Origin of the sequence: Paraburkholderia silvatlantica (assembly GCF_003096715.1) — a bacterium.
GTDB classification, from domain to species: domain Bacteria; phylum Pseudomonadota; class Gammaproteobacteria; order Burkholderiales; family Burkholderiaceae; genus Paraburkholderia; species Paraburkholderia silvatlantica.
In genome coordinates, this window is sequence record NZ_QEOL01000024.1 from 71,403 (window position 1) to 89,783 (window position 18,381).

An 18,381-nucleotide genomic window follows, 5' to 3' on the forward strand; every position below is an offset into this window, starting at 1 on the left:
TACGTTTTAAAGGATGATAATCATGACGGGTACGGCACAGGCAATCACCGAAGCCTCGACGAGCAAATTCGCACGCGTGAAGGACGGCGAGGTCGAGTTCCAGATTCACTACAACGACGCAGGCGCCGGCGCCGAAACCGTCGTGATGCTGCACGGCTCGGGTCCGGGCGCGAGCGGCTGGGCCAACTTCAACCGCAACGTCGAACCGCTCGTCGCGGCGGGCTACCGGGTGATCCTGATGGACTGCCCGGGCTGGAGCAAGAGCGACCCGGTCGTCTGCACGAGCTCGCGCTCGGACCTGAACGGCCGCGTGCTCAAGGGCCTGCTCGATGTGCTCGACATCGAGCGCGTGCATATTCTCGGCAATTCGATGGGCGGTCATAGCGCCGTCGCGTTCGCACTGGCGAATCCGCAACGCGTGGGCAAGCTCGTGCTGATGGGCGGCGGCACCGGCGGCCCGAGCAGTTTCGTGCCGATGCCCACCGAAGGCATCAAGCTGCTGCAAGGTCTCTATCGCGATCCGACCATCGAGAACCTCAAGCGCATGATGAACGTGTTCGTGTACGACGCGAGCGCGCTCACCGACGAGCTGATGCAAACGCGGCTCGACAACATGCTCGCGCGCCGCGACCACCTGGAAAACTTCGTGAAGAGCCTCGCTGCCTTCCCGAAGCAGTTCAGCGACTATGGTCCGCGACTTGGCGAAATCGCCGCGCCCACGCTCGTGATCTGGGGCCGCGACGACCGCTTCGTGCCGATGGATGTCGGCCTGCGTCTGCTGGCCGGCATGCAGAACGCGCAACTGCACGTGTTCAACCGATGCGGCCACTGGGCGCAATGGGAGCATGCGGAAGCCTTTAACCGCATGGTGATCGACTTCCTGACGCACTAAGACACGAAAGCCCTTGCGGTAACGAAGCGGCGCACCTCGCGGTGTGCCGCTTTTTTATTTGGGCGAGCGCATGGCGTCGGCATTTGTGTGACGAAACCATGAGCCGATGCACCGTCGACCGGACCACCTAAAGACAAACCCGTATTAGCGTAAGGCGAAATGATTCGCCATTGACAAATCAAACCTGCCGCACCTATGATCGGCGTCACTGCCTGGACAGACGCGCGAACCGCACGCGCCCAGGCGAGCCGCGCAAGGCGCGCAAGACGCCGCGCATCGACGGTCTGCCTGGGCCCGCCCGGGTGTACCGGAGTCATGTTTGGAGACAGGCAGATGCCCCAATCGATCGCCCCGGACCGCCGGTCCGAAGCCGCGCGCGCGTACGCTGCGTCCGCGCAGAATCCCTCGCAGCAAGACGATGCGCTCTATCGGAAAGTTTCCGCGCGCGTCATTCCGTTCCTGTTCGTTTGCTACGTCGTCTCGTTTCTCGACCGCATCAACATCGGCTTCGCGCAGTTGCAGATGAAGCACGACCTGGGCTTCAGCGACGCGATGTACGGCCTCGGCGCCGCCGTGTTCTACGTGGGCTACGTGCTGTGCGAAGTGCCGAGCAACATGCTGCTGGCGCGCTTCGGCGCGCGCCGCACGTTCATGCGCATCATGCTGCTGTGGGGCATTGCCTCGACCTGCATGATGTTCGTGTCGAGCCCCACGCAGTTCTATGCGCTGCGCTTTTTGCTGGGCGTATTCGAGGCGGGTTTCTTTCCGGGTATCGTGCTCTATCTCACGTACTGGTATCCGGCACGGCGCCGCGCAGCCGTGTTCTCGATCTTCTTCGCGGGCGTGGCGGTGGCGGGCGTGCTCGGCGGCCTCATCTCGGGCTGGATCATGCGCGACATGGCCGGCGTGGCGGGACTCGCCGGCTGGCGCTGGATGTTCCTGATCGAAGGGCTGCCGGCCGTGCTGCTCGGCCTCATGGCCGCGTTCTGGCTCGTGGACGGCCCCGAGAAGGCGCGCTGGCTGACCGATGCGGAAAAGGCCCACCTCCTCGCGCAACGCGACGGCGAAGGCGATCACCCGCATTCCACGCGTTCGTTTGGGGCGGCGCTGCGCAACCCGCGCGTCTATCTGTTCGCGTTCATCTACTTCTCGCTGACCTGTGCGTCGCTCACGCTGAACTTCTGGATGCCGCTCATGATCCGCGACTTCGGCGTGCATGACGTGCTGGCGATCAGCCTCTACACCGTCATTCCGAATGCGGTGGGCGCGGTGGGCCTGATGTGGATCGCGCGCCGCTCGGACCGGCGAGGCGAACGGCGCTGGCATTTCGCCGCGTGCACGATAGGCGGCGGCGTTGCATTGGCGCTGCTCACGCTGCATCTCGCGAGCTTCGCCGCGATGATGGCGATTCTTTCGATCGCAGCGGTGCTGATCTTCGCCGCGTTGCCGATCTTCTGGGCGGTGCCTTCGGCGTATCTCTCGGGCAAGGCCGCCGCTGCGGGCATCGCGCTCATCAGCAGTATCGGCATCACGAGCGGCATTGTGAGCCCGTGGGCAATCGGGATCATCAAGACGCATACGGGCAGCATGGATAACGCGCTGTATCTGCTCGCGGCGTTGCTGGTGGCGAGCGGTGCGGCGTTGGTGGCGGGCGTGCCGGCCGCGAAGGCCGCGAAGGCCGTGAAAGCCGGCCGCTGAGCGCACCTCGCACACGCTCGACGTCACGGCTGCGCCGCAAGCTCCTTCAGCAGCCAGTCACGAAACGCCACCAGCACGGGATGGCGCTGAACCCGCTGCGGGTAGACGAGGTAATACGAACGCGAGCTCGGTACCGCTTCGAACGGGCTGAGAAGCCGGCTTTCCTTCAATTCGTCTTCCACCAGCATGCGCGGCACGAGGCCGATGCCGATACCGGCCACGACTGCCTGAATCAAATGCGAAGTCAGTTCGAAACTCGGGCCAGGCCGCAGCGCGTCGTGAGGCAAGCCGAAATGCGCGCACCATTCGCGCCATGCGTCGGGAAAGCTGCGCACGCGCAGCAGCGTGAGCCCTTCGAGGGATTCGATGGTCGGCGCAGCGGCCCTGCGCCTCGCTTTTCGCGCGAGCGGTAACGCGGCAGGGTTGCCGACCAGCACCAGCTCTTCCGCGTAGAGCCGGTGTGCCGTCACCCCCGGCCAGCGGCCGTCGCCCACCACGATGGCCGCGTCGAGGGCCTGGGTCGCAAAATCGGCGGCCTCGATGCGCGAGTCGAGATCGATCTGCAGATCCGGGTGCGCCTGATAGAAGCGGTGCAGGCGCGGCAGCAGCCACTTGGCGCCGAACGTCGGCAGGGTCGCGACGCGCAACTGCGTTTTCGGCGCGTTGGACGTGAGTGCCTGCAGCGTCGCGCTGCGGATCAGCGTGAGCGCGTGCGAGATCTCGGCCATGTAGGCGCGGCCGATATCCGTCGGGATGATGCGCTTGCCTTCGCGCGTGAAGAGCGCAAGCTCGAGCATCGCTTCGAGCGCCTGCACCTGGCGGCTCACGGCGCTCTGCGTGAGCGACAGCTCCTCGGCGGCACGCGTGAAGCTCTCATGCCGCGCGGACGCTTCGAACGCGAGCAGCAGCGACATGGAAGGCGTGAGCTTGCGGAAATTCATTCATAAACCTCATGATCGACCCAACGAATATACGTTTGCCCGGTGTCGGACGGAAAAGCGACAATCGTTTCCCAGAAAGGGAATAGTGCGCCCCTGGCGAGACTCCGAGAACGTTATGACCATTGCCCCGCTTACCATCGGCGAATTCAGCAACCCGCTGATCCGTCAATTTTTGCATGAATTGGCGGCGTCGGGCTTCGAAGGCGAGGTGGATGCGACTCACGCGACGCGCACGGTGCTGGCCACGGACAATTCGATCTACCAGCGCTATCCGCAAGCGGCGGTGTTTCCGCGTCATGCGCACGACGTCGCCCGCCTCGCGCGCCTGCTCGGGCGCGAGACGTTTCGCGGCGTGGCGGTCGCGGCGCGCGGCGGCGGCACGGGCACGAACGGGCAGTCGCTGACCGAAGGCATCGTGGTCGACATGTCGCGCCATATGAACCGGATTCTCGAAATCGATCCCGTTGCCCGCACGGCCAGAGTGGAGGCCGGTGTCGTCAAGGATCAGCTCAATGCCGAACTGAAGCGGCACGGACTCTTCTTCGCGCCGGAACTGTCGACTTCGAATCGCGCGACCATCGGCGGCATGATCAGCACGGATGCGAGCGGGCAGGGCAGTTGCACCTATGGGAAAACGCGCGACCACGTGCTCGCGCTGGAAACGGTCCTGGTCGGCGGTGAGCGGCTGTCGGGCGCACCGGTCGAAGATGACGCGCTCATGGCGCTCTGTGCGCGCGAGGACAAGGTCGGCGCAGTGTTTCGCACCGCGCGCGACATCGGCGAGCGCGAAGCCGGTCTGATACGCGAGCGCTTTCCCGCGCTGAACCGCTGTTTGACGGGTTACGACCTCGCTCATCTGCGCGACGGCGAGGGGCGCTTCGACATCAATAGCGTGCTGTGCGGCTCGGAAGGCACGCTCGGCTTTATTGTCGAGGCGACGCTGAACGTGCTGCCGGTTCCGAAGCACGCCGCGCTCGTCAATATCCGCTACGAGAGTTTCATGGATGCCCTGCGCGATGCGCGCGCATTGATGGCTCATCGTCCTCTCTCGATTGAAACCGTGGACTCCACGGTGCTGCGGCTCGCGCGCGAGGACAGCGTCTGGCAAAGCGTGGCGGAATATTTCCCCGACGACGAAGGCGTCGAAGGCGGTGCGAGCGGCATCAACATGGTCGAATTCAGCGGCGATGACGCGCACGAACTGCGTGCGCGCGTGGCGGCGTTTGCCGGGCATCTCGGCGCCGACGCGAGCGTCAGGCGCCTGGGACATACGATCGCCGACGGCGAGGCGGCGATCCATCGCGTCTACGCGATGCGCAAGCGTGCGGTGGGCCTGCTGGGCAACGCACGCGGCGCGAGCCGCCCGCAGCCCTTCGTGGAAGACACGGCCGTGCCGCCCGAAAATCTCGCCGACTATATTGCGGAGTTCCGGGCGCTGCTCGATGGTTTCGGTCTGCGCTACGGGATGTTCGGCCATGTCGATGCCGGCGTGCTGCACGTGCGCCCCGCGCTCGACATGCGCAATCCCGACGAGGCCGCACTCGTGCGCCCCATTTCGGACGCCGTGACCGCCTTGACGATGAAGTATGGCGGCCTGCTGTGGGGAGAGCATGGCAAGGGCGTGCGCTCGGAGTACGTGCCCGCGTATTTCGGGCCTTTGTATCCCGCGCTGCAGCGGCTCAAGGCGGCATTCGATCCGCACAACCAGCTCAATCCCGGCAAGATCGCCACGCCGGCGGGGGCGAGTGCGGCGCTGTTGAAGATCGACGCGACGACGCTGCGCGGCGAACTGGACCGACGCATGGACGAGCGCGTCTGGCAGGCCAATGCCGACGCCGTTCACTGCAACGGCAACGGCGCCTGCTACAACTTCGACCCGAACGACGCCATGTGTCCGTCGTGGAAAGCCACGCGCGAGCGCGTGCATTCGCCGAAGGGCCGGGCTTCGCTGATGCGCGAATGGTTGCGCAGGCAACAGGATGCCGGTGCGGATCTCACGGCTGCGCCAGCCGCGGCGGCGTTGCCGGTGCGCATGTTCAACAGCATGCGCAAACGCCAGGGCGAACAAGACTTCTCGCATGAGGTGTATGACGCCATGGCGGGTTGCCTGTCGTGCAAGTCATGCGTGGGGCAGTGCCCCGTGAAGGTGAGCGTGCCCGAGTTTCGCGCACGTTTTCTGGAGTGGTATCACACGCGCTATTTGCGGCCGCTGCGCGACTATTTGATCGGCGCGCTCGAATTCACGGTACCGCGCGTCGCCGCGGTGCCTGGCGCGGGAAGCGTGTACAACGCAGTGATGGGCGCGGGTCCCGTCAAGTCGTTGCTTGCGCGCTATGCAGGACTTGTCGATTGCCCGTTGTTGAGCCGTGAGTCATGGCGTGACATACTGCGCCGCTCGGGAGCGCAGGCCGCAACGCCCGAACGCCTCTCGATGCTCAGCGTTGCCGAGCGCCGGCAAAGCGTGATCGTGGTGCAGGACGCGTTCACGCGCTATTTTGAAACGCCGGTGGCCGCCGCGTTTCTGGAACTCGCCGCGCGGCTTGGGTTCCAGGTATTCGTCGCGCCTTATCTGCCGAACGGCAAGCCGCTGCACGTGCAGGGGTTTCTGCCGCAGTTTCGCCGGGCCGCGCGGCGCAATGCGGCACAACTGGCTGCGCTTGCCAGATCGGGTGTGCCGCTCGTCGGCATCGATCCGGCCATGACGCTCGTGTACCGCCAGGAGTACCGCAAGGTGGAAGGCGTCGAAACCGTGCCCGACATTCAGTTGCCGCAGGAATGGCTGATCGGCGCACTGCGCACGCGCGCATCGTCGTCGCGCGCGTCCGGCTCGTTCAGACTGCTGCCGCATTGCACCGAGCGCACCAACGCGAACGCCGCCACGCTCTTGTGGAAAGACGTCTTCGCGGCGGCGGGCCTCACGCTCGCGACGCCGGCCAGCGGCTGCTGCGGCATGTCGGGCACCTACGGCCACGAGGCGCGCAATCGCGCGACCTCGGAGACGATCTTCGAGCAATCGTGGGCGCGACATGTCGATGCGGCATCGACGTCGACGCGGGGGGCGGACGAACTGCTCGCCACGGGCTATTCATGCCGCTGCCAGGTGAAGCGCTTGCGCGGGCGCCACTTGCGCCACCCCGTTCAAGCGCTGCTGGACGCCCTGCGCTGACCGGGATCAGTAGTCCCAACGGCCCTGGTCGTGCCATTCGCGTTCGCGCCACTGCCGCTCGCGCCATTCATGCTCACGACGTTCGTGCTCGCGCCATTCGTGTTCCCGCCAGCGCCGCGCGCGCCAGTCGTCGTCGCCTCTCCAGTCGGTCTGGACGGGAACCGGCGCATAGGCCGCGCCTGGCACGCCAACGCCCACGGCCACATCCACGTGGGCCAATGCGGCGGTCGAAGCCGCCAACGCCGTTGCGGCCAGGACCAGGCCGAGAATCGTCCTCTTCATCTCGCAACTCCTTCGCACGCTGTGTGCGTTCTCGATAAGCACGGTTCCGAGTGTAGGCGCCGCCCCCGGACACAGGTGCAACGGTGCTGCGAGATTGGTAACAACGCGTTAAGTACGCGCCGCGCTGCGCCGTGAAAATCCCATTGCGATTTGATCAGTAGACCGATTTATTCGGCATGCATGGAGCATGCTGAACTTCGACCCCTGGGGTGAGGTGGAGCGCTGGTGATTGACATTGGCGGAATCCGGGTACACTTGAAGGCGAACCGCGGTTCGGGTTCTGCCTGTGTCGTGCCCGCTCTCCAGCCAGCTTTTTGTGCCCGATGCCAAAACGAATCCTGCTAGTCGACGACAACCGGGACATCGCAGATGCGCTCGCGGCGCTCGTCGAGTTCGAAGGTCATCAAGCCCGATGCGCCGCCGATGGACAAGAGGCCCTGCTCGTCGCCGGGTCGTTCCTTCCCGAGCTTGCCTTTGTGGACTGGACGCTGCCGGACATGAGCGGCGGCGATCTGGTGGGCCAGCTTCGGCTCAACCCCGCTCTGTCGAGTACCCGGTACGTTCTGCTATCGGGGCACATCGACCCGGATATCACGGCCAGGGCGGCAGCCGCCGGTTTCGACAAATGTCTGATGAAGCCGGTGCGGCTCGAAGACCTGCTGGCCTGCCTGTGACGCCGCTCCGACCGGCTGCCGCTTCGGTGCCGGTTGCCCTGAGCGGCGATCCAGGCGGCACCTGCCCCAATGCGGAACAAAAATTGCGCGCTCCGTTTCGCTCGTGTGCAGCCGTGCAGCCACCCGTCTCCACGAACAGGGTCGTACCGATATCCAGCAGCGTCTCCCTCGGAGCAAAGCCGCCTCATGAACAAGGAAGTTCCACCGCCGATCGAGCACCCCTCGACCCGCTGGCCGGGCGAAATGGCGGAGCGCATCGCCGCATTCGACTGGAGCGACACGGCGCTCGGCCCGCGCGAATCGTGGTCGGCGAGCCTCGTCGCCGCGATCAATATGCTCCTCGCCTCGCCTTCTCCGCTCGCCATGCTTTGGGGCCGCGAAGGCACGATGGTCTACAACGACGCCTACGCGGTTTTCGCGGGCGGCCGGCATCCGTTCCTGTTGGGCAAACCGGTCGAAACCGGCTGGCCAGAGGTGGCGGCGTTCAACCGCAAGGTCGTCGACACGTGCCTTGCGGGCGGAACGCTGGCCTTTCAGGACAAGCATCTCGTGCTGTATCGCGAAGGTCACGCCGAAGACGTCTGGATGGATCTGAGCTACAGCCCGGTTTTCGAAGGCGACGAGCGGCCGGCGGGCGTCCTCGCCATCGTGTTCGAAACGACCGCGAAGATACTGGCGGAAAAGCAGCGCAAGGTGGCCGAAGACGCGCTGCTGCAACTGACCCAGACACTGGAGCAGCGCGTCGCCGAGGAAGTGGGGGCGCGCGTGGCGATGGAGGAGCGGCTGCGTCAGGCGCAAAAGCTGGAGGCGATCGGCAGTCTTACGGGCGGCGTGGCGCACGACTTCAACAACGTTTTGCAGGTCATCTCCGCCAACCTGCAGCTCATCGAGCTTTCGACGAAAGGCAACGCCGCGCTCGAGCGGCACGTGGCTGCGGTCAGCAACGCAGTGTCGCGCGGCGCGAAACTCGCCTCGCAACTGCTGGCCTTTGCACGAAGGCAACCGCTCGCGCCGGCCGTTCTGAATCCATTCCGGCTGGTCGAAGGCATAGCCGAGATGCTTCATCGCACGTTGCCGGAGACGATCGAACTCGCCATCGTGCCGGCGCAGGAGACCTGGAATATCTGTGCAGACCGAAGTCAGCTGGAAAGCGCGCTGTTGAATCTGGTCATCAACTCGCGCGACGCGATAAACGGACCCGGACGCATCCACGTGTGTCTTGCGAACATCGATGCAGGCAACGACGAACTGGCGCGCCGCGATGGCGTGCCAGCGGGCGAATATGTGCGCCTGCAGGTTTCGGACTCGGGCAGCGGCATGCCCGACCACGTGAAAGCGCGCGTGTTCGAACCGTTCTTCACCACCAAGGCCGAGGGCCAGGGAACGGGACTGGGCCTGAGCATGGTGCACGGGTTCGTTGCGCAGAGTTCGGGCCACGTTTTCATTGAAAGCGCACAAGGCCAGGGCACGACCGTCAGCCTCTATTTCCCGCGCAGCCTCGAGGCGGAATACGACGCTTACAAGCCGACCGTCGCACGACAGGAGCGAGGCGGCGAGACCATTCTCGTTGTCGAAGACGATGCCGACGTTCGCATTGCCGCGATCGAAATGCTGGCCCAGCTCGGCTACAAGGTGCTCTCCGCGCAAGACGGCGAAGGCGCGCTCAAGCTGATCCAGAGCGGCCAGCGTTTCGACCTTCTGTTCACGGATGTCGTGACGCCGGGCACGGTGAGAAGCAGCGAACTGGCTCGTATCGCGAGCGGAGCGCCCTACTATGCCCAGGTCCTCTTCGCCTCCGGTTATACGCGCGACGTCATTTTCCACGACGGCAAGCTCGACGAAGGCGTCGCGCTCATCAGCAAGCCTTATCGATACGACGACCTTGCCGTTGCGGTGCGTAATGCCCTCAACAAGACCGGCTGACGCAGCAATCGATGCGTCAGGTCTTCAGCCCGATTTGTGCGCGTCCGAGCGCGGTCAGGTCGTCTGCCGTTGCGCGCCCGACGAAATCGACTTCGAAATGATCCGTGGGGAAATCCGGCGGACTCTTGCCTGCGAGGAAGTCCGGTAGTTGCCGCGCGAGATACGCCTCGTTCCTGGCGCAGGACGGCGCCGAAGCGATGTACATCACGTTGCTGTAGCCCTTGCCGCGATGCGCGTCCTCCACGGCATGAATGACGTCGCTATGCCAGAAGACGGTGTCGCCCGGCTGCATCAGGGGAATCGACGAAAGCGCGTGGAAAAGTGGCGCGTGGTACTCCGGCCTGATCGAGAGCGCGCGGCCCGGCATCGCGCCGCACAGGTCGTCGTCTGCCATGTCGTCCTGCAGCGCCCGCAACAGGATGTAGACCATCGCGTTCGCGATGGGCACGAGTTGCAGCGTGCCGTCGCCGGGGCCTTGCTGCGTGAGCGCGGTCCAGCCCTGAAACGTGCGGAACATCGAGCAGACGGCCGGTGACGGAATCTCTTCGACCTCGGTGCGCCATGCCGCATCGAACGCATCGTAGTCGCGCCAGTTTCCGGAGAAGACGTGGCGGTAGACCTTGCGGAAGTTCGCCTCGATCCAGCGCTCGACCGAACCGCCGTCGCAATGCGCGGAAAGACCCAGCGATTCGGAGCCGGGCGGCCGGCGGCGCAGCCGGTCTGCATAAACCGGCACGTGATTCGGGTCGAAATGCACGCGGCCTTCGCTCTCGCTGCGCCACAGGCGGTTCAGAAACACGCGTGCCTGCGTGAGTTCCGGCGACTGGCGCGCCAGCACTTGCGGCTTCGACCAGTAGACACCGTAGATCTGCGGCTTGTTAGAGGCCAGCTGGCCGAAGTATTCGTCTTCGGCGCGATGAAGCAGCTTGCGCTCGAGATCGTTGCGCTCGACATAGTCCGCGATGTCGTTGTCCCACTGCTCTACGCGCGAGCGGTCGAATACCTTGCGGATGACACAGGCGCCGCGCGCCTTCACGAGCGCGATCTGCTCGGCGCTCACCCGGTTGCCGACGATGTCCGCGAAGGCGATTTCGGGGATGACCGGCTCACCCCGGTCGCGAAGCCGGGCAATGCGGTGCGCCTCTTCGTGCATGGCCGCTTCGACCTCGGCGAACACGGCCCGGTAGTTGGGCAAGTTCTCCCGCAGTTCCCGTTTCGCCTTGCGGATAGCCGCGGGCAGGTCGTCGATATGCAAAGCCATGTCGTTGTCTCCACCTGGTGATTTCGAATGATGCGAGCGTACGCCGGCGCAGCCTTCGCCAGTGATACTATCGGGCCAATCTTTTTGTAGTTTCGGCCATGAAAGCAGCGTACGCGCACGTCGACTTCGGCAGCAGTTGTTCGGTGCGGGTTTACCACCGGCGCTTGCCGCGCATTCCGTTCGAGTGGCATCACCACCCGGAATACGAACTCACGCTGACGATGAACAGCCAGGGCAAGCGTTATATCGGCGACTCAGTCACCGTTTATGGCGCCGACGATCTCGTCCTCGTGCCGCCGGACATGCCGCACACCTGGTCGTCCAATCGCTCGATCGACCCGGCGGACTCGCAGGTTGCCATCGTCGTCTGGTTCGAAGGCAACTGGGTGCAGCGTCTCGCCGACGTTTGTCCGGAGTATGCGAACCTGCGCAACCTGCTGCGCCGCGCGGCCTGCGGCCTGGTCTTCGAGGAAGGCGCCGGCATGCAGATGCGCGGCTATCTGGATCGTCTTTTGGCGGCCGACCCGCGTGCGCGCCTCGCTGCCGTGCTGGAGATCCTCGCCTGGCTGACCGATTGGCCGGCCACCCAGCTGGCGACGCCCAGCGCATTCGAGGGGCGCGTGGGTGCATCGTCGGGCTATGAGCCCGAGCAGCTGAACCGGGTGCTTGCGCTGATCGAAACGCAGTTCTCGCAGCCCTTGCGGCTTTCGACGCTAGCCAAAGCCGCGGGTCTGTCTGAACGCACGCTGACGAGACATTTCGTGCAGCACACGGGCGAAAGCGCGGGGCAGTACATTGCGCGGGTTCGGATCGGCCATGCCTGCCGGCTGTTGACCGGCACGCCGATGCCCATCTCCGTGATCGCCGCCCGCTCGGGGTTCCCCAATACCGCGAATTTCAACCGGCAGTTCAAGGCTGCAAAAGCGTTGACGCCCGTGGCCTACCGGCAGCAATTCAAGGGCGCAAAGCTTGACGAGGACCATGCTGCGCCGTCCCTTACCGAGCGCTCGCCTTCTCTCGAGCCGGCGCGGCGGATGGCGGGCGGCAAGCCCCGGCTGCGGCGAGCCTGAGGTCCTGAACGCGGGATTGCGTCCTCGCGCACGGACCCAGGCTGACCGTAAGCCAGTTGCAATGACCCGCCATGCCTCACCGCCTCAGCGATTTCCCTGGAGTGCTGTCATTGGCGCCAGGAATGTGTTGATATAGCGAAAAATCGCACGGTCGGACTGAAAATTCACGCTCGATAAGCAATGCCCAAACAAAGGAGACAGTCCATGAGGATGTTGCGCTCGTTGCTGGCTGGTGCAGTTGTATCGTCGGCGTTGGCAGGCGGGGCCGCGCAAGCGCAGACGGTCAAGATCGCCTTCATCGATCCGCTGTCCGGCTTGATGGCGTCGCTCGGAACGAATCAGCTGCACAGCTGGCAATACACGGCCGAATATGCCAACGAGCATAACTGGGCAAACGGCACGAAGTTCGAGGTGGTCGGATTCGACAACAAGCTGTTGCCGCAGGAAAGCCTGACCCTGCTGAACCAGGCCGCCGACCAGGGCATTCGCTATATCGTGCAGGGCAACGGCTCGTCGGTCGGCCTCGCGCTGGAAGACGCGGTCGCCAGGTACAACTCGCGCAACCCGGGCAAGGAAATCGTCTACCTGAACTACGCCGCGGTGGACCCGGCCATGACCAACGCCCGGTGCGACTACTGGCACTTCCGCTTCGACGCCAACGCCGACATGAAGATGGATGCGCTCACCACGTTCCTCGCGCGCGACAAGGACATCAGGAAGGTCTACCTCATCAATCAGGACTACTCGTTTGGCCATGACGTTTCGCGCGTGGCGCGCGAGGACCTGAAGAGCAAGCGCCCGGATATCGTGATCGTCGGCGACGATTTTCATCCGCTCGCGCGCGTGAAGGACTTTTCGCCTTACGCCACCAAGATCAAGGCGTCCGGCGCCGACACGGTGATCACGGGCAACTGGGGCAGCGACCTCGCCTTGCTCGTGAAGGCGAGCAAGGACGCGGGCGTGACGGCCAACTTCTACACCTATTACGCGGGCACGACCGGCGTGCCGACGGCCATGGGCGCGTCCGGCGCCGACCATGTGAAGTATGTGGGCGTGTTCGGCCCGAACACGGCGAACAACCCGCCGGTGGTTGGGCAGATCATCGAGGGCTACAAGAAGAAGTACAACGACGACTATTATCTGGCGACGGCCTATGCCGCCATCGCAATGCTCAGCCGTGCGATGAACGCGGCGAAGTCGACCGATCCCGTCAAGGTGGCGAGGGCCATGGAAGGCATGACGGTCGACGGCATGAACGGTCCGGTGACGATGCGCGCTGCCGATCACCAGGCCCAGCAGTCGCTCGTGATCGCGACATGGACCCGGGCGGACGGCAAAACGGTAAAGTACGACCAGGAGAACACCGGCTATGGCTGGCGCACCGACGTCCAGCTTGGGCCGACCGCGGCAACGCAGCCGACCACTTGCCAGATGAAGCGCCCGGGCTGAACGTGCTCTCGCTGCGACACTTCACAAGGATCATCGGGCAGTGGAATTCCTGACCATCTCTCTGTTGAACGGCATCGGCTACGGACTGCTGCTGTTCATGCTTTCCTCGGGCCTCACCTTGATTTTCAGCATGATGGGCGTGCTCAATTTCGCGCACGCCAGCTTTTACATGCTCGGGGCCTACTTCGCCTACACCATCGCCAGCAAGATCGGCTTCTGGCCGGCGCTCGTGGCGGCGCCGGTGCTCGTGGCGTGTGTCGGCGCGCTCGTCGAGCGTTTCGGCTTGCGTACCGTGCACAGGTTCGGGCATGTGGCGGAATTGCTGTTCACCTTCGGCCTCTCGTATCTGATCGTGGAGGGCGTCAAGCTGGTCTGGGGTCTGGCCGCGGTGCCTTACGCGATTCCGCCCGAACTGAACGGGGCGCTGTTCAAGGTGTACACCTCGGAATTTCCGAAGTATCGCGCCTTCATGATGCTCATCTCGATCGCCATGCTCGCCGCGCTGTATCTGGTGCTGACGCGCACGCGCATCGGCCTTGTCATTCAGGCGTCGCTCACGCACCCGGAAATGGTCGAGGCGCTCGGGCACAACGTGCAGCGCGTGTTCATGCTGGTGTTCGGCGGCGGCGCCGCGCTGGCGGGCCTCGCTGGCGTGATTGGCGGCAATGCGTTCGTCACGTCGCCTTCGATGGCCGAGTCGGTGGGCACCATCGTGTTCGTGATCGCCGTGGTGGGCGGCATGGGCTCGCTGCCGGGCGCATTCATCGCGTCGCTGCTGATCGGCGTCATGCAGACCTTCGCCGTCACGATCGATGCCTCGCTCTCCGATCTGTTCTCACTCGTCGGCGTGCGGGTCACGGACACTACGGCGCTCTCTTCGCTGTGGCGCATGCCCGTCTCGCAGGTCGCGCCGATTCTGCCTTATCTGCTCATGGTGCTCATGATGATCCTGCGGCCGCGCGGATTGCTCGGCAAGCGGGAGGGCTGAACGATGAAACCGCTCATTCAGGCCAATGCCGGTTCGGCCATGCAGCGCCACGGATGGCTGCAGTCCACGCATGCGCTGCGCTGGATCGTCTGGGGCGCCACGGGGCTCGTGATGCTGGTGCTGCCGCTCGTGTTTTCCAGCGGCTTCGCGATCGCGCTGCTTTCGCAGATGGGCATCATGATCATTTTCGCGCTCTCGTACAACATGCTGCTCGGCCAGACCGGCATGCTCTCGTTCGGGCACGCGGTGTACTCCGGGCTCGGCGCATTCGTGGCGGCTCATGTGCTCAACCGGATCGGCGCGGGCCATTTCCCGCTGCCCGTTTCGCTGCTGCCGCTGGTGGGCGGGCTAGGCGGCATGCTGTTCGGCGTGCTGTTCGGCTACGTGACCACGCGCAAGTCGGGCACCACCTTCGCGATGATCACGCTCGGCATCGGCGAAATGGTGGCGGCGAGTTCGCTGATGTTTCCCGGCTTTTTCGGCGGCGAAGGCGGGGTGCCGACCAATCGTACGGTCGGCCATGCGGTGCTTGGCATCACTTACGGCCCGGCGATCCAGGTGTACTACCTGATCGCCGTGTGGTGCCTCGTGTCGATGATCGCCATGTACGCGTGGACGCAGACCCCGCTCGGCCGCATCGCCAATGCCGTGCGCGACAATCCCGAGCGCGCGGAATTCGTCGGGTACAACACGCAGCGCGTGCGCTTTTTCGTGATGGTCCTCGCGGCGTTCTTCGCCGGCATTGCGGGCGGCCTCTCTGTGATCGACTTCGAGATCGTGACCGCGGAGAACGTCGGCGCCGCGCAGTCCGGCGGCGTGCTGCTCGCGACGTTCATCGGCGGCGGGGCGTTCTTCTTCGGGCCGGTCATCGGTTCGATCCTGTTCGTGCTGTTCGCGGTCGCGTTGTCCAATCTCACGCCGGCATGGTTGCTGTACCTCGGCCTGTTCTTCGTGCTCGTGGTGATGTACGTGCCGGGCGGCGTGTCGAGCCTGCTGATGAAGCAGGTCCCGCTCATCGCGGCGCGCAAGCTGCACCGCATGTTGCCTTCCTATGCGGCGGCGCTGGGCGCCGCGCTGATCTTGCTTGCAGCGCTCGTGCTGACGGTCGAACTCGTCTACAAGGTGCAGATCGATAGTGACAATGGCACGGCCATGGCGTTCTTCGGCCTGAACTTCGATGCCGCGTCGTGGAAGCCCTGGGCCGTCGCCGCCGTGCTGTGGGGGCTGGGCGCGCAGGCGGGACGCCTCGCCGCCGCGCGCTTGCGCGCGGCCTGGGACGGCGTGCAACGGGAAATCGCAGGGAGCAACGCATGACGGCCGCACTGGAGTTGCGTGACGTGCGCAAGCATTTCGGGCGCACGGAGATCATTCGCGGTGTCGACCTGACGATCGCGAAGGGCGAACGTCACGCGCTGATCGGTCCTAACGGCGCGGGCAAATCGACCACGTTCAACCTGATTTCGGGGCGCATGGCGCCCAGTTCAGGCACGGTCAAACTCGACGGCGTCGAGATCGGCGGGCTGCCGCCGTACAAGATCAACCGCATGGGGCTCTCGCGCAGCTTTCAGGTGACGAACATTTTTCATCGCCTTTCGGTGTTCGAGAATTTGCGCTGCTCCGTGTTGTGGTCGCTCGGCTACCGCTATTCGTTCTGGCATCGTCTCGAGCAGTTGCGCGACGCTCGCGCACGCGCCGAAGAAGTGCTCGAACTGATCGGCCTGCAGGGCCGCCACGACACGCTTGCAGGTCTGCTGACTTACGCCGAGCAGCGCGCGCTCGAAATCGGCATCACGATCGCGGGCGGCGCCGAAGTGATCCTGCTCGACGAACCCACGGCGGGCATGAGCCGCCCGGAGTCGGATCGCGCGGTGGAACTGATTCGCCGCGTCACCGCCGGCAAGACGCTGGTGATGGTCGAGCACGACATGAGCGTCGTGTTCGGCCTCGCCGACCGCATCTCGGTGCTCGTGTACGGCGAGGTGATCGCCACGGACACGCCGCAAGCCATCCGTAACAACCGCCGCGTGAAGGAAGCCTATCTGGGCACCACGCTGGACGAACCCGCAGGTGCACACTGATGGCGACCGCCAATCCCATGCTCGAGGTGCGCGATCTGCACGCGTACTACGGCAAGAGCCATATCCTGCACGGCGTCGAGATGCAGGTGGGCGAAGGCGAGATCGTCGCCTTGCTCGGGCGCAACGGCGTGGGCCGCTCGACGCTCGCCAAAGCCATCATGGGGCTCGTGCGGTGCGAGGGGCAGATTCTGCTGCGCGGCGAGGAGGTGCGCGGCCTGCGCACGTTCGAGGTCGCGCACCGGGGCATCGGTTACGTGCCGGAGAACCGCGATATCTTCCCGACGCTCACCGTGCGGCAGAACCTGATGCTCGGCGAAAAGCGCAAGCGGTTGGGCGACAAGCCGCGCCAGAACGCGCGCTGGCAGTTCGACGACATGTACCGCATGTTCCCGCGCCTGAAGGAGCGCGAGGAGACGCCGGCGGGCCTGCTGTCGGGCGGCGAGCAGCAGATGCTGACGCTGTGCCGCACGCTCATGGGCGACCCCGACCTCATCGTCATCGACGAGCCGACCGAAGGGCTCGCGCCGCTTGTCGTCGCGCAGGTGGGCGAGTACCTGAAGACGCTGAAGGCGCGCGGCATTTCGGTGTTGCTCGTCGAGCAGAAGCAGGCCATCGCGCTCGATATCTCGCAGCGCGTGTACGTCATGGGGCACGGCCAGATCGTGTTCGAGGGGACGCCGCAGCAGTTGAAGGCCGATGCGCGCGTCCGCCGGGAATGGCTGGAAGTGTAGGGCGCACTTCGAACGTTCGCTCCCCTCGGGAGACATGCCGCCTGGCGTGCGGGCAGGTTACCCGGCGAGTAGTCGGGCTGCTGGCCGGCAGCCCCGAAAAGATCTTCGGGTTGACCGTTCATACGCTGACGTATGTTGTCGTTAGCACGGGCGGCCGATTTATCTCGTTATTGCGAGCGTGGCCGCGCGGTCCTATCGTTGCGCAGAAGAGTGAGCCGGCGAGGTGGCAGTCGATGAGTGCAATCGATGATGAGTGCGGGCAAAGCGCCCGGCGCGCGCGGGCGGCGCAGACAGCACGGCTTGCGGCGGCGCTTGTTTGCGTGGGCGTTTTCGCGGGCTTTTGGGCGGCTGCCGCGCCCGCGCAATCGCAAACCGGCGCCTCTGCGCCCGCCTCGAAGGCCGGGAACGCTGCGGATGTCGAGCGCAAGAACTGGTACAACGACCCGTTCTTCGCGTTGTCGAACGCGATTGGCGCCTGCCCGCCGCCGCTCGGCCCGCGGATGACGAAAACCGAAGCCGACGACGACGCGCATTATCGCGTGGAGCGAGGCACGACCTGCTGGCTCGCGCACAAGTGCTCGAGGCCGAACTCGTATCTTTACGATGCGGACATTGCAGCGGCGATTCGCCAGCAACTGCAAGGCGATGCCCTGTTTGCGGGCACGAGCATCTGGATCACGGTGCAGCGGCGTTTCGTCTACGCGGAAGGGTGCGTGGGGCCAGGCTTCGACAGTGCGGCGCTCGAGCGCAGACTCGCCGCGATTCCCGACGTCGAGCAGGTCTTCGTACGCGTGAGCTCGGACCCGCAAGGCGCGCTGCCGTACAAGACGCTCTCGACCGCGCCCTGAGCACGCGCACGCAACGCTCGCAGCGATGCATCGCACATGGCTCGCGGCATGGCACAATCGCAACGTCGAAAAACTAGAAGCCCGTAGGGGTGCTCCAAATGACTCGTCCTGGTTCGCCGTTGTTCCGTTTGCGCAGGCTGCCGTTCGCGGCGTGCGCGTTGACCTTGATCGCTGGCCTTGCTGCGTGCAGTAGCGGGCCGCCGCTGTTCCTGTCGGACGGCCGTCCGACGATCCAGGTGCAATGCCCGGCCTCGGGCGATCGCGATTCCTGCGCCCAGCAGGCGCGCGCCCGTTGCGCCGGCGCGGGTTACGACACTGTCGCGACATCGACCGAAAGCGGCAACTACACGCTCGTGTTCGCCTGCCGCAAGGCCCAATAA

Annotated in this window: 16 protein-coding genes; 13 read left to right on the plus strand and 3 right to left on the minus strand. The window is 64.9% G+C overall.

What is annotated here, in order from left to right:
* The first annotated feature begins 22 nt into the window (after positions 1 to 22).
* Positions 23 to 892: an alpha/beta fold hydrolase gene (locus C7411_RS27460; RefSeq protein WP_110387160.1), complete on the plus strand. Its 870-nt coding sequence runs from the start codon at positions 23 to 25 to the stop codon at positions 890 to 892.
* A gap of 333 nt (positions 893 to 1,225) precedes the next feature.
* Positions 1,226 to 2,590, plus strand: a complete 1,365-nt coding sequence (locus C7411_RS27465; protein ID WP_110387161.1) for an MFS transporter — start codon at positions 1,226 to 1,228, stop codon at positions 2,588 to 2,590.
* 23 nt (positions 2,591 to 2,613) lie between these two features.
* Here the strand turns inward: C7411_RS27465 and C7411_RS27470 are convergent, their stop codons facing one another.
* Positions 2,614 to 3,531, minus strand: coding sequence for a LysR substrate-binding domain-containing protein (locus C7411_RS27470; RefSeq protein WP_110387162.1), 918 nt, complete (start codon positions 3,529 to 3,531; stop codon positions 2,614 to 2,616).
* Positions 3,532 to 3,646: 115 nt separating this feature from the next.
* On the opposite strand from C7411_RS27470, the gene ydiJ reads away from it, so the two are divergent.
* Positions 3,647 to 6,697, plus strand: a complete 3,051-nt coding sequence (gene ydiJ / locus C7411_RS27475; RefSeq protein ID WP_110387163.1) for a D-2-hydroxyglutarate dehydrogenase YdiJ — start codon at positions 3,647 to 3,649, stop codon at positions 6,695 to 6,697.
* A 6-nt stretch (positions 6,698 to 6,703) separates the two neighbouring features.
* Here the strand turns inward: ydiJ and C7411_RS27480 are convergent, their stop codons facing one another.
* A complete protein-coding gene (locus C7411_RS27480; RefSeq protein WP_110387164.1) occupies positions 6,704 to 6,979 on the minus strand; it encodes a hypothetical protein in 276 nt (91 codons plus the stop codon).
* Positions 6,980 to 7,302: 323 nt separating this feature from the next.
* On the opposite strand from C7411_RS27480, the gene C7411_RS27485 reads away from it, so the two are divergent.
* Together C7411_RS27485 and C7411_RS27490 are read left to right on the plus strand one after the other, a co-directional pair.
* Positions 7,303 to 7,653 (plus strand): response regulator, encoded by a 351-nt coding sequence (locus C7411_RS27485; RefSeq protein ID WP_110387165.1) that lies wholly within the window; start codon positions 7,303 to 7,305, stop codon positions 7,651 to 7,653.
* Positions 7,654 to 7,839: 186 nt separating this feature from the next.
* Positions 7,840 to 9,576 carry an ATP-binding protein gene (locus C7411_RS27490; protein WP_243413370.1) on the plus strand — a complete coding sequence of 579 codons (1,737 nt, stop codon included), beginning with the start codon at positions 7,840 to 7,842 and terminating at the stop codon, positions 9,574 to 9,576.
* 16 nt (positions 9,577 to 9,592) lie between these two features.
* Here C7411_RS27490 and C7411_RS27495 read toward each other — a convergent pair whose 3' ends face one another.
* Complete coding sequence (locus tag C7411_RS27495) at positions 9,593 to 10,837, minus strand: DUF1479 domain-containing protein (protein ID WP_110387166.1); 1,245 nt, start codon at positions 10,835 to 10,837, stop codon at positions 9,593 to 9,595.
* A 98-nt stretch (positions 10,838 to 10,935) separates the two neighbouring features.
* Between C7411_RS27495 and C7411_RS27500 the strand changes: the two genes are divergently transcribed.
* The 8 genes from C7411_RS27500 to C7411_RS27535 all read left to right on the plus strand — a co-directional run bounded on the left by C7411_RS27500 (position 10,936) and on the right by C7411_RS27535 (position 18,381).
* Positions 10,936 to 11,907 carry a helix-turn-helix domain-containing protein gene (locus tag C7411_RS27500; RefSeq protein WP_110387167.1) on the plus strand — a complete coding sequence of 324 codons (972 nt, stop codon included), beginning with the start codon at positions 10,936 to 10,938 and terminating at the stop codon, positions 11,905 to 11,907.
* Positions 11,908 to 12,111: 204 nt separating this feature from the next.
* On the plus strand, positions 12,112 to 13,356 hold the full coding sequence (locus C7411_RS27505) for a branched-chain amino acid ABC transporter substrate-binding protein (protein WP_110387168.1): 1,245 nt from the start codon (positions 12,112 to 12,114) through the stop codon (positions 13,354 to 13,356).
* A 40-nt stretch (positions 13,357 to 13,396) separates the two neighbouring features.
* Positions 13,397 to 14,344 (plus strand): branched-chain amino acid ABC transporter permease, encoded by a 948-nt coding sequence (locus C7411_RS27510; protein ID WP_110387169.1) that lies wholly within the window; start codon positions 13,397 to 13,399, stop codon positions 14,342 to 14,344.
* Between the two features lie 39 nt (positions 14,345 to 14,383).
* The gene (locus tag C7411_RS27515) at positions 14,384 to 15,658 is read left to right on the plus strand and encodes a branched-chain amino acid ABC transporter permease (RefSeq protein WP_243413373.1); all 1,275 of its coding nucleotides are present in this window, start codon (positions 14,384 to 14,386) and stop codon (positions 15,656 to 15,658) included.
* Positions 15,655 to 16,422, plus strand: a complete 768-nt coding sequence (locus C7411_RS27520) for an ABC transporter ATP-binding protein (protein WP_110387171.1) — start codon at positions 15,655 to 15,657, stop codon at positions 16,420 to 16,422. The genes C7411_RS27515 and C7411_RS27520 overlap by 4 nt, the downstream gene beginning before the upstream one ends.
* Positions 16,422 to 17,153 (plus strand): ABC transporter ATP-binding protein, encoded by a 732-nt coding sequence (locus C7411_RS27525; RefSeq protein ID WP_110387172.1) that lies wholly within the window; start codon positions 16,422 to 16,424, stop codon positions 17,151 to 17,153. Before C7411_RS27520 ends, C7411_RS27525 begins: the two co-directional genes overlap by 1 nt.
* Positions 17,154 to 17,386: 233 nt before the next feature.
* Positions 17,387 to 18,001, plus strand: coding sequence for a BON domain-containing protein (locus C7411_RS27530; RefSeq protein ID WP_243413371.1), 615 nt, complete (start codon positions 17,387 to 17,389; stop codon positions 17,999 to 18,001).
* A 98-nt stretch (positions 18,002 to 18,099) separates the two neighbouring features.
* Complete coding sequence (locus tag C7411_RS27535) at positions 18,100 to 18,381, plus strand: hypothetical protein (RefSeq protein WP_110387174.1); 282 nt, start codon at positions 18,100 to 18,102, stop codon at positions 18,379 to 18,381.

Coding starts and splice junctions, on each gene's coding strand:
- C7411_RS27460 (WP_110387160.1), top strand. CDS start 23: ATGACGGGTACGGCACAGGCAATCACCGAAGCCTCGACGAGCAAATTC.
- C7411_RS27465 (WP_110387161.1), top strand. CDS start 1,226: ATGCCCCAATCGATCGCCCCGGACCGCCGGTCCGAAGCCGCGCGCGCG.
- C7411_RS27470 (WP_110387162.1), bottom strand. CDS start 3,531: ATGAATTTCCGCAAGCTCACGCCTTCCATGTCGCTGCTGCTCGCGTTC.
- ydiJ (WP_110387163.1), top strand. CDS start 3,647: ATGACCATTGCCCCGCTTACCATCGGCGAATTCAGCAACCCGCTGATC.
- C7411_RS27480 (WP_110387164.1), bottom strand. CDS start 6,979: ATGAAGAGGACGATTCTCGGCCTGGTCCTGGCCGCAACGGCGTTGGCG.
- C7411_RS27485 (WP_110387165.1), top strand. CDS start 7,303: ATGCCAAAACGAATCCTGCTAGTCGACGACAACCGGGACATCGCAGAT.
- C7411_RS27490 (WP_243413370.1), top strand. CDS start 7,840: ATGAACAAGGAAGTTCCACCGCCGATCGAGCACCCCTCGACCCGCTGG.
- C7411_RS27495 (WP_110387166.1), bottom strand. CDS start 10,837: ATGGCTTTGCATATCGACGACCTGCCCGCGGCTATCCGCAAGGCGAAA.
- C7411_RS27500 (WP_110387167.1), top strand. CDS start 10,936: ATGAAAGCAGCGTACGCGCACGTCGACTTCGGCAGCAGTTGTTCGGTG.
- C7411_RS27505 (WP_110387168.1), top strand. CDS start 12,112: ATGAGGATGTTGCGCTCGTTGCTGGCTGGTGCAGTTGTATCGTCGGCG.
- C7411_RS27515 (WP_243413373.1), top strand. CDS start 14,384: ATGCAGCGCCACGGATGGCTGCAGTCCACGCATGCGCTGCGCTGGATC.
- C7411_RS27520 (WP_110387171.1), top strand. CDS start 15,655: ATGACGGCCGCACTGGAGTTGCGTGACGTGCGCAAGCATTTCGGGCGC.
- C7411_RS27525 (WP_110387172.1), top strand. CDS start 16,422: ATGGCGACCGCCAATCCCATGCTCGAGGTGCGCGATCTGCACGCGTAC.
- C7411_RS27530 (WP_243413371.1), top strand. CDS start 17,387: ATGAGTGCAATCGATGATGAGTGCGGGCAAAGCGCCCGGCGCGCGCGG.
- C7411_RS27535 (WP_110387174.1), top strand. CDS start 18,100: ATGACTCGTCCTGGTTCGCCGTTGTTCCGTTTGCGCAGGCTGCCGTTC.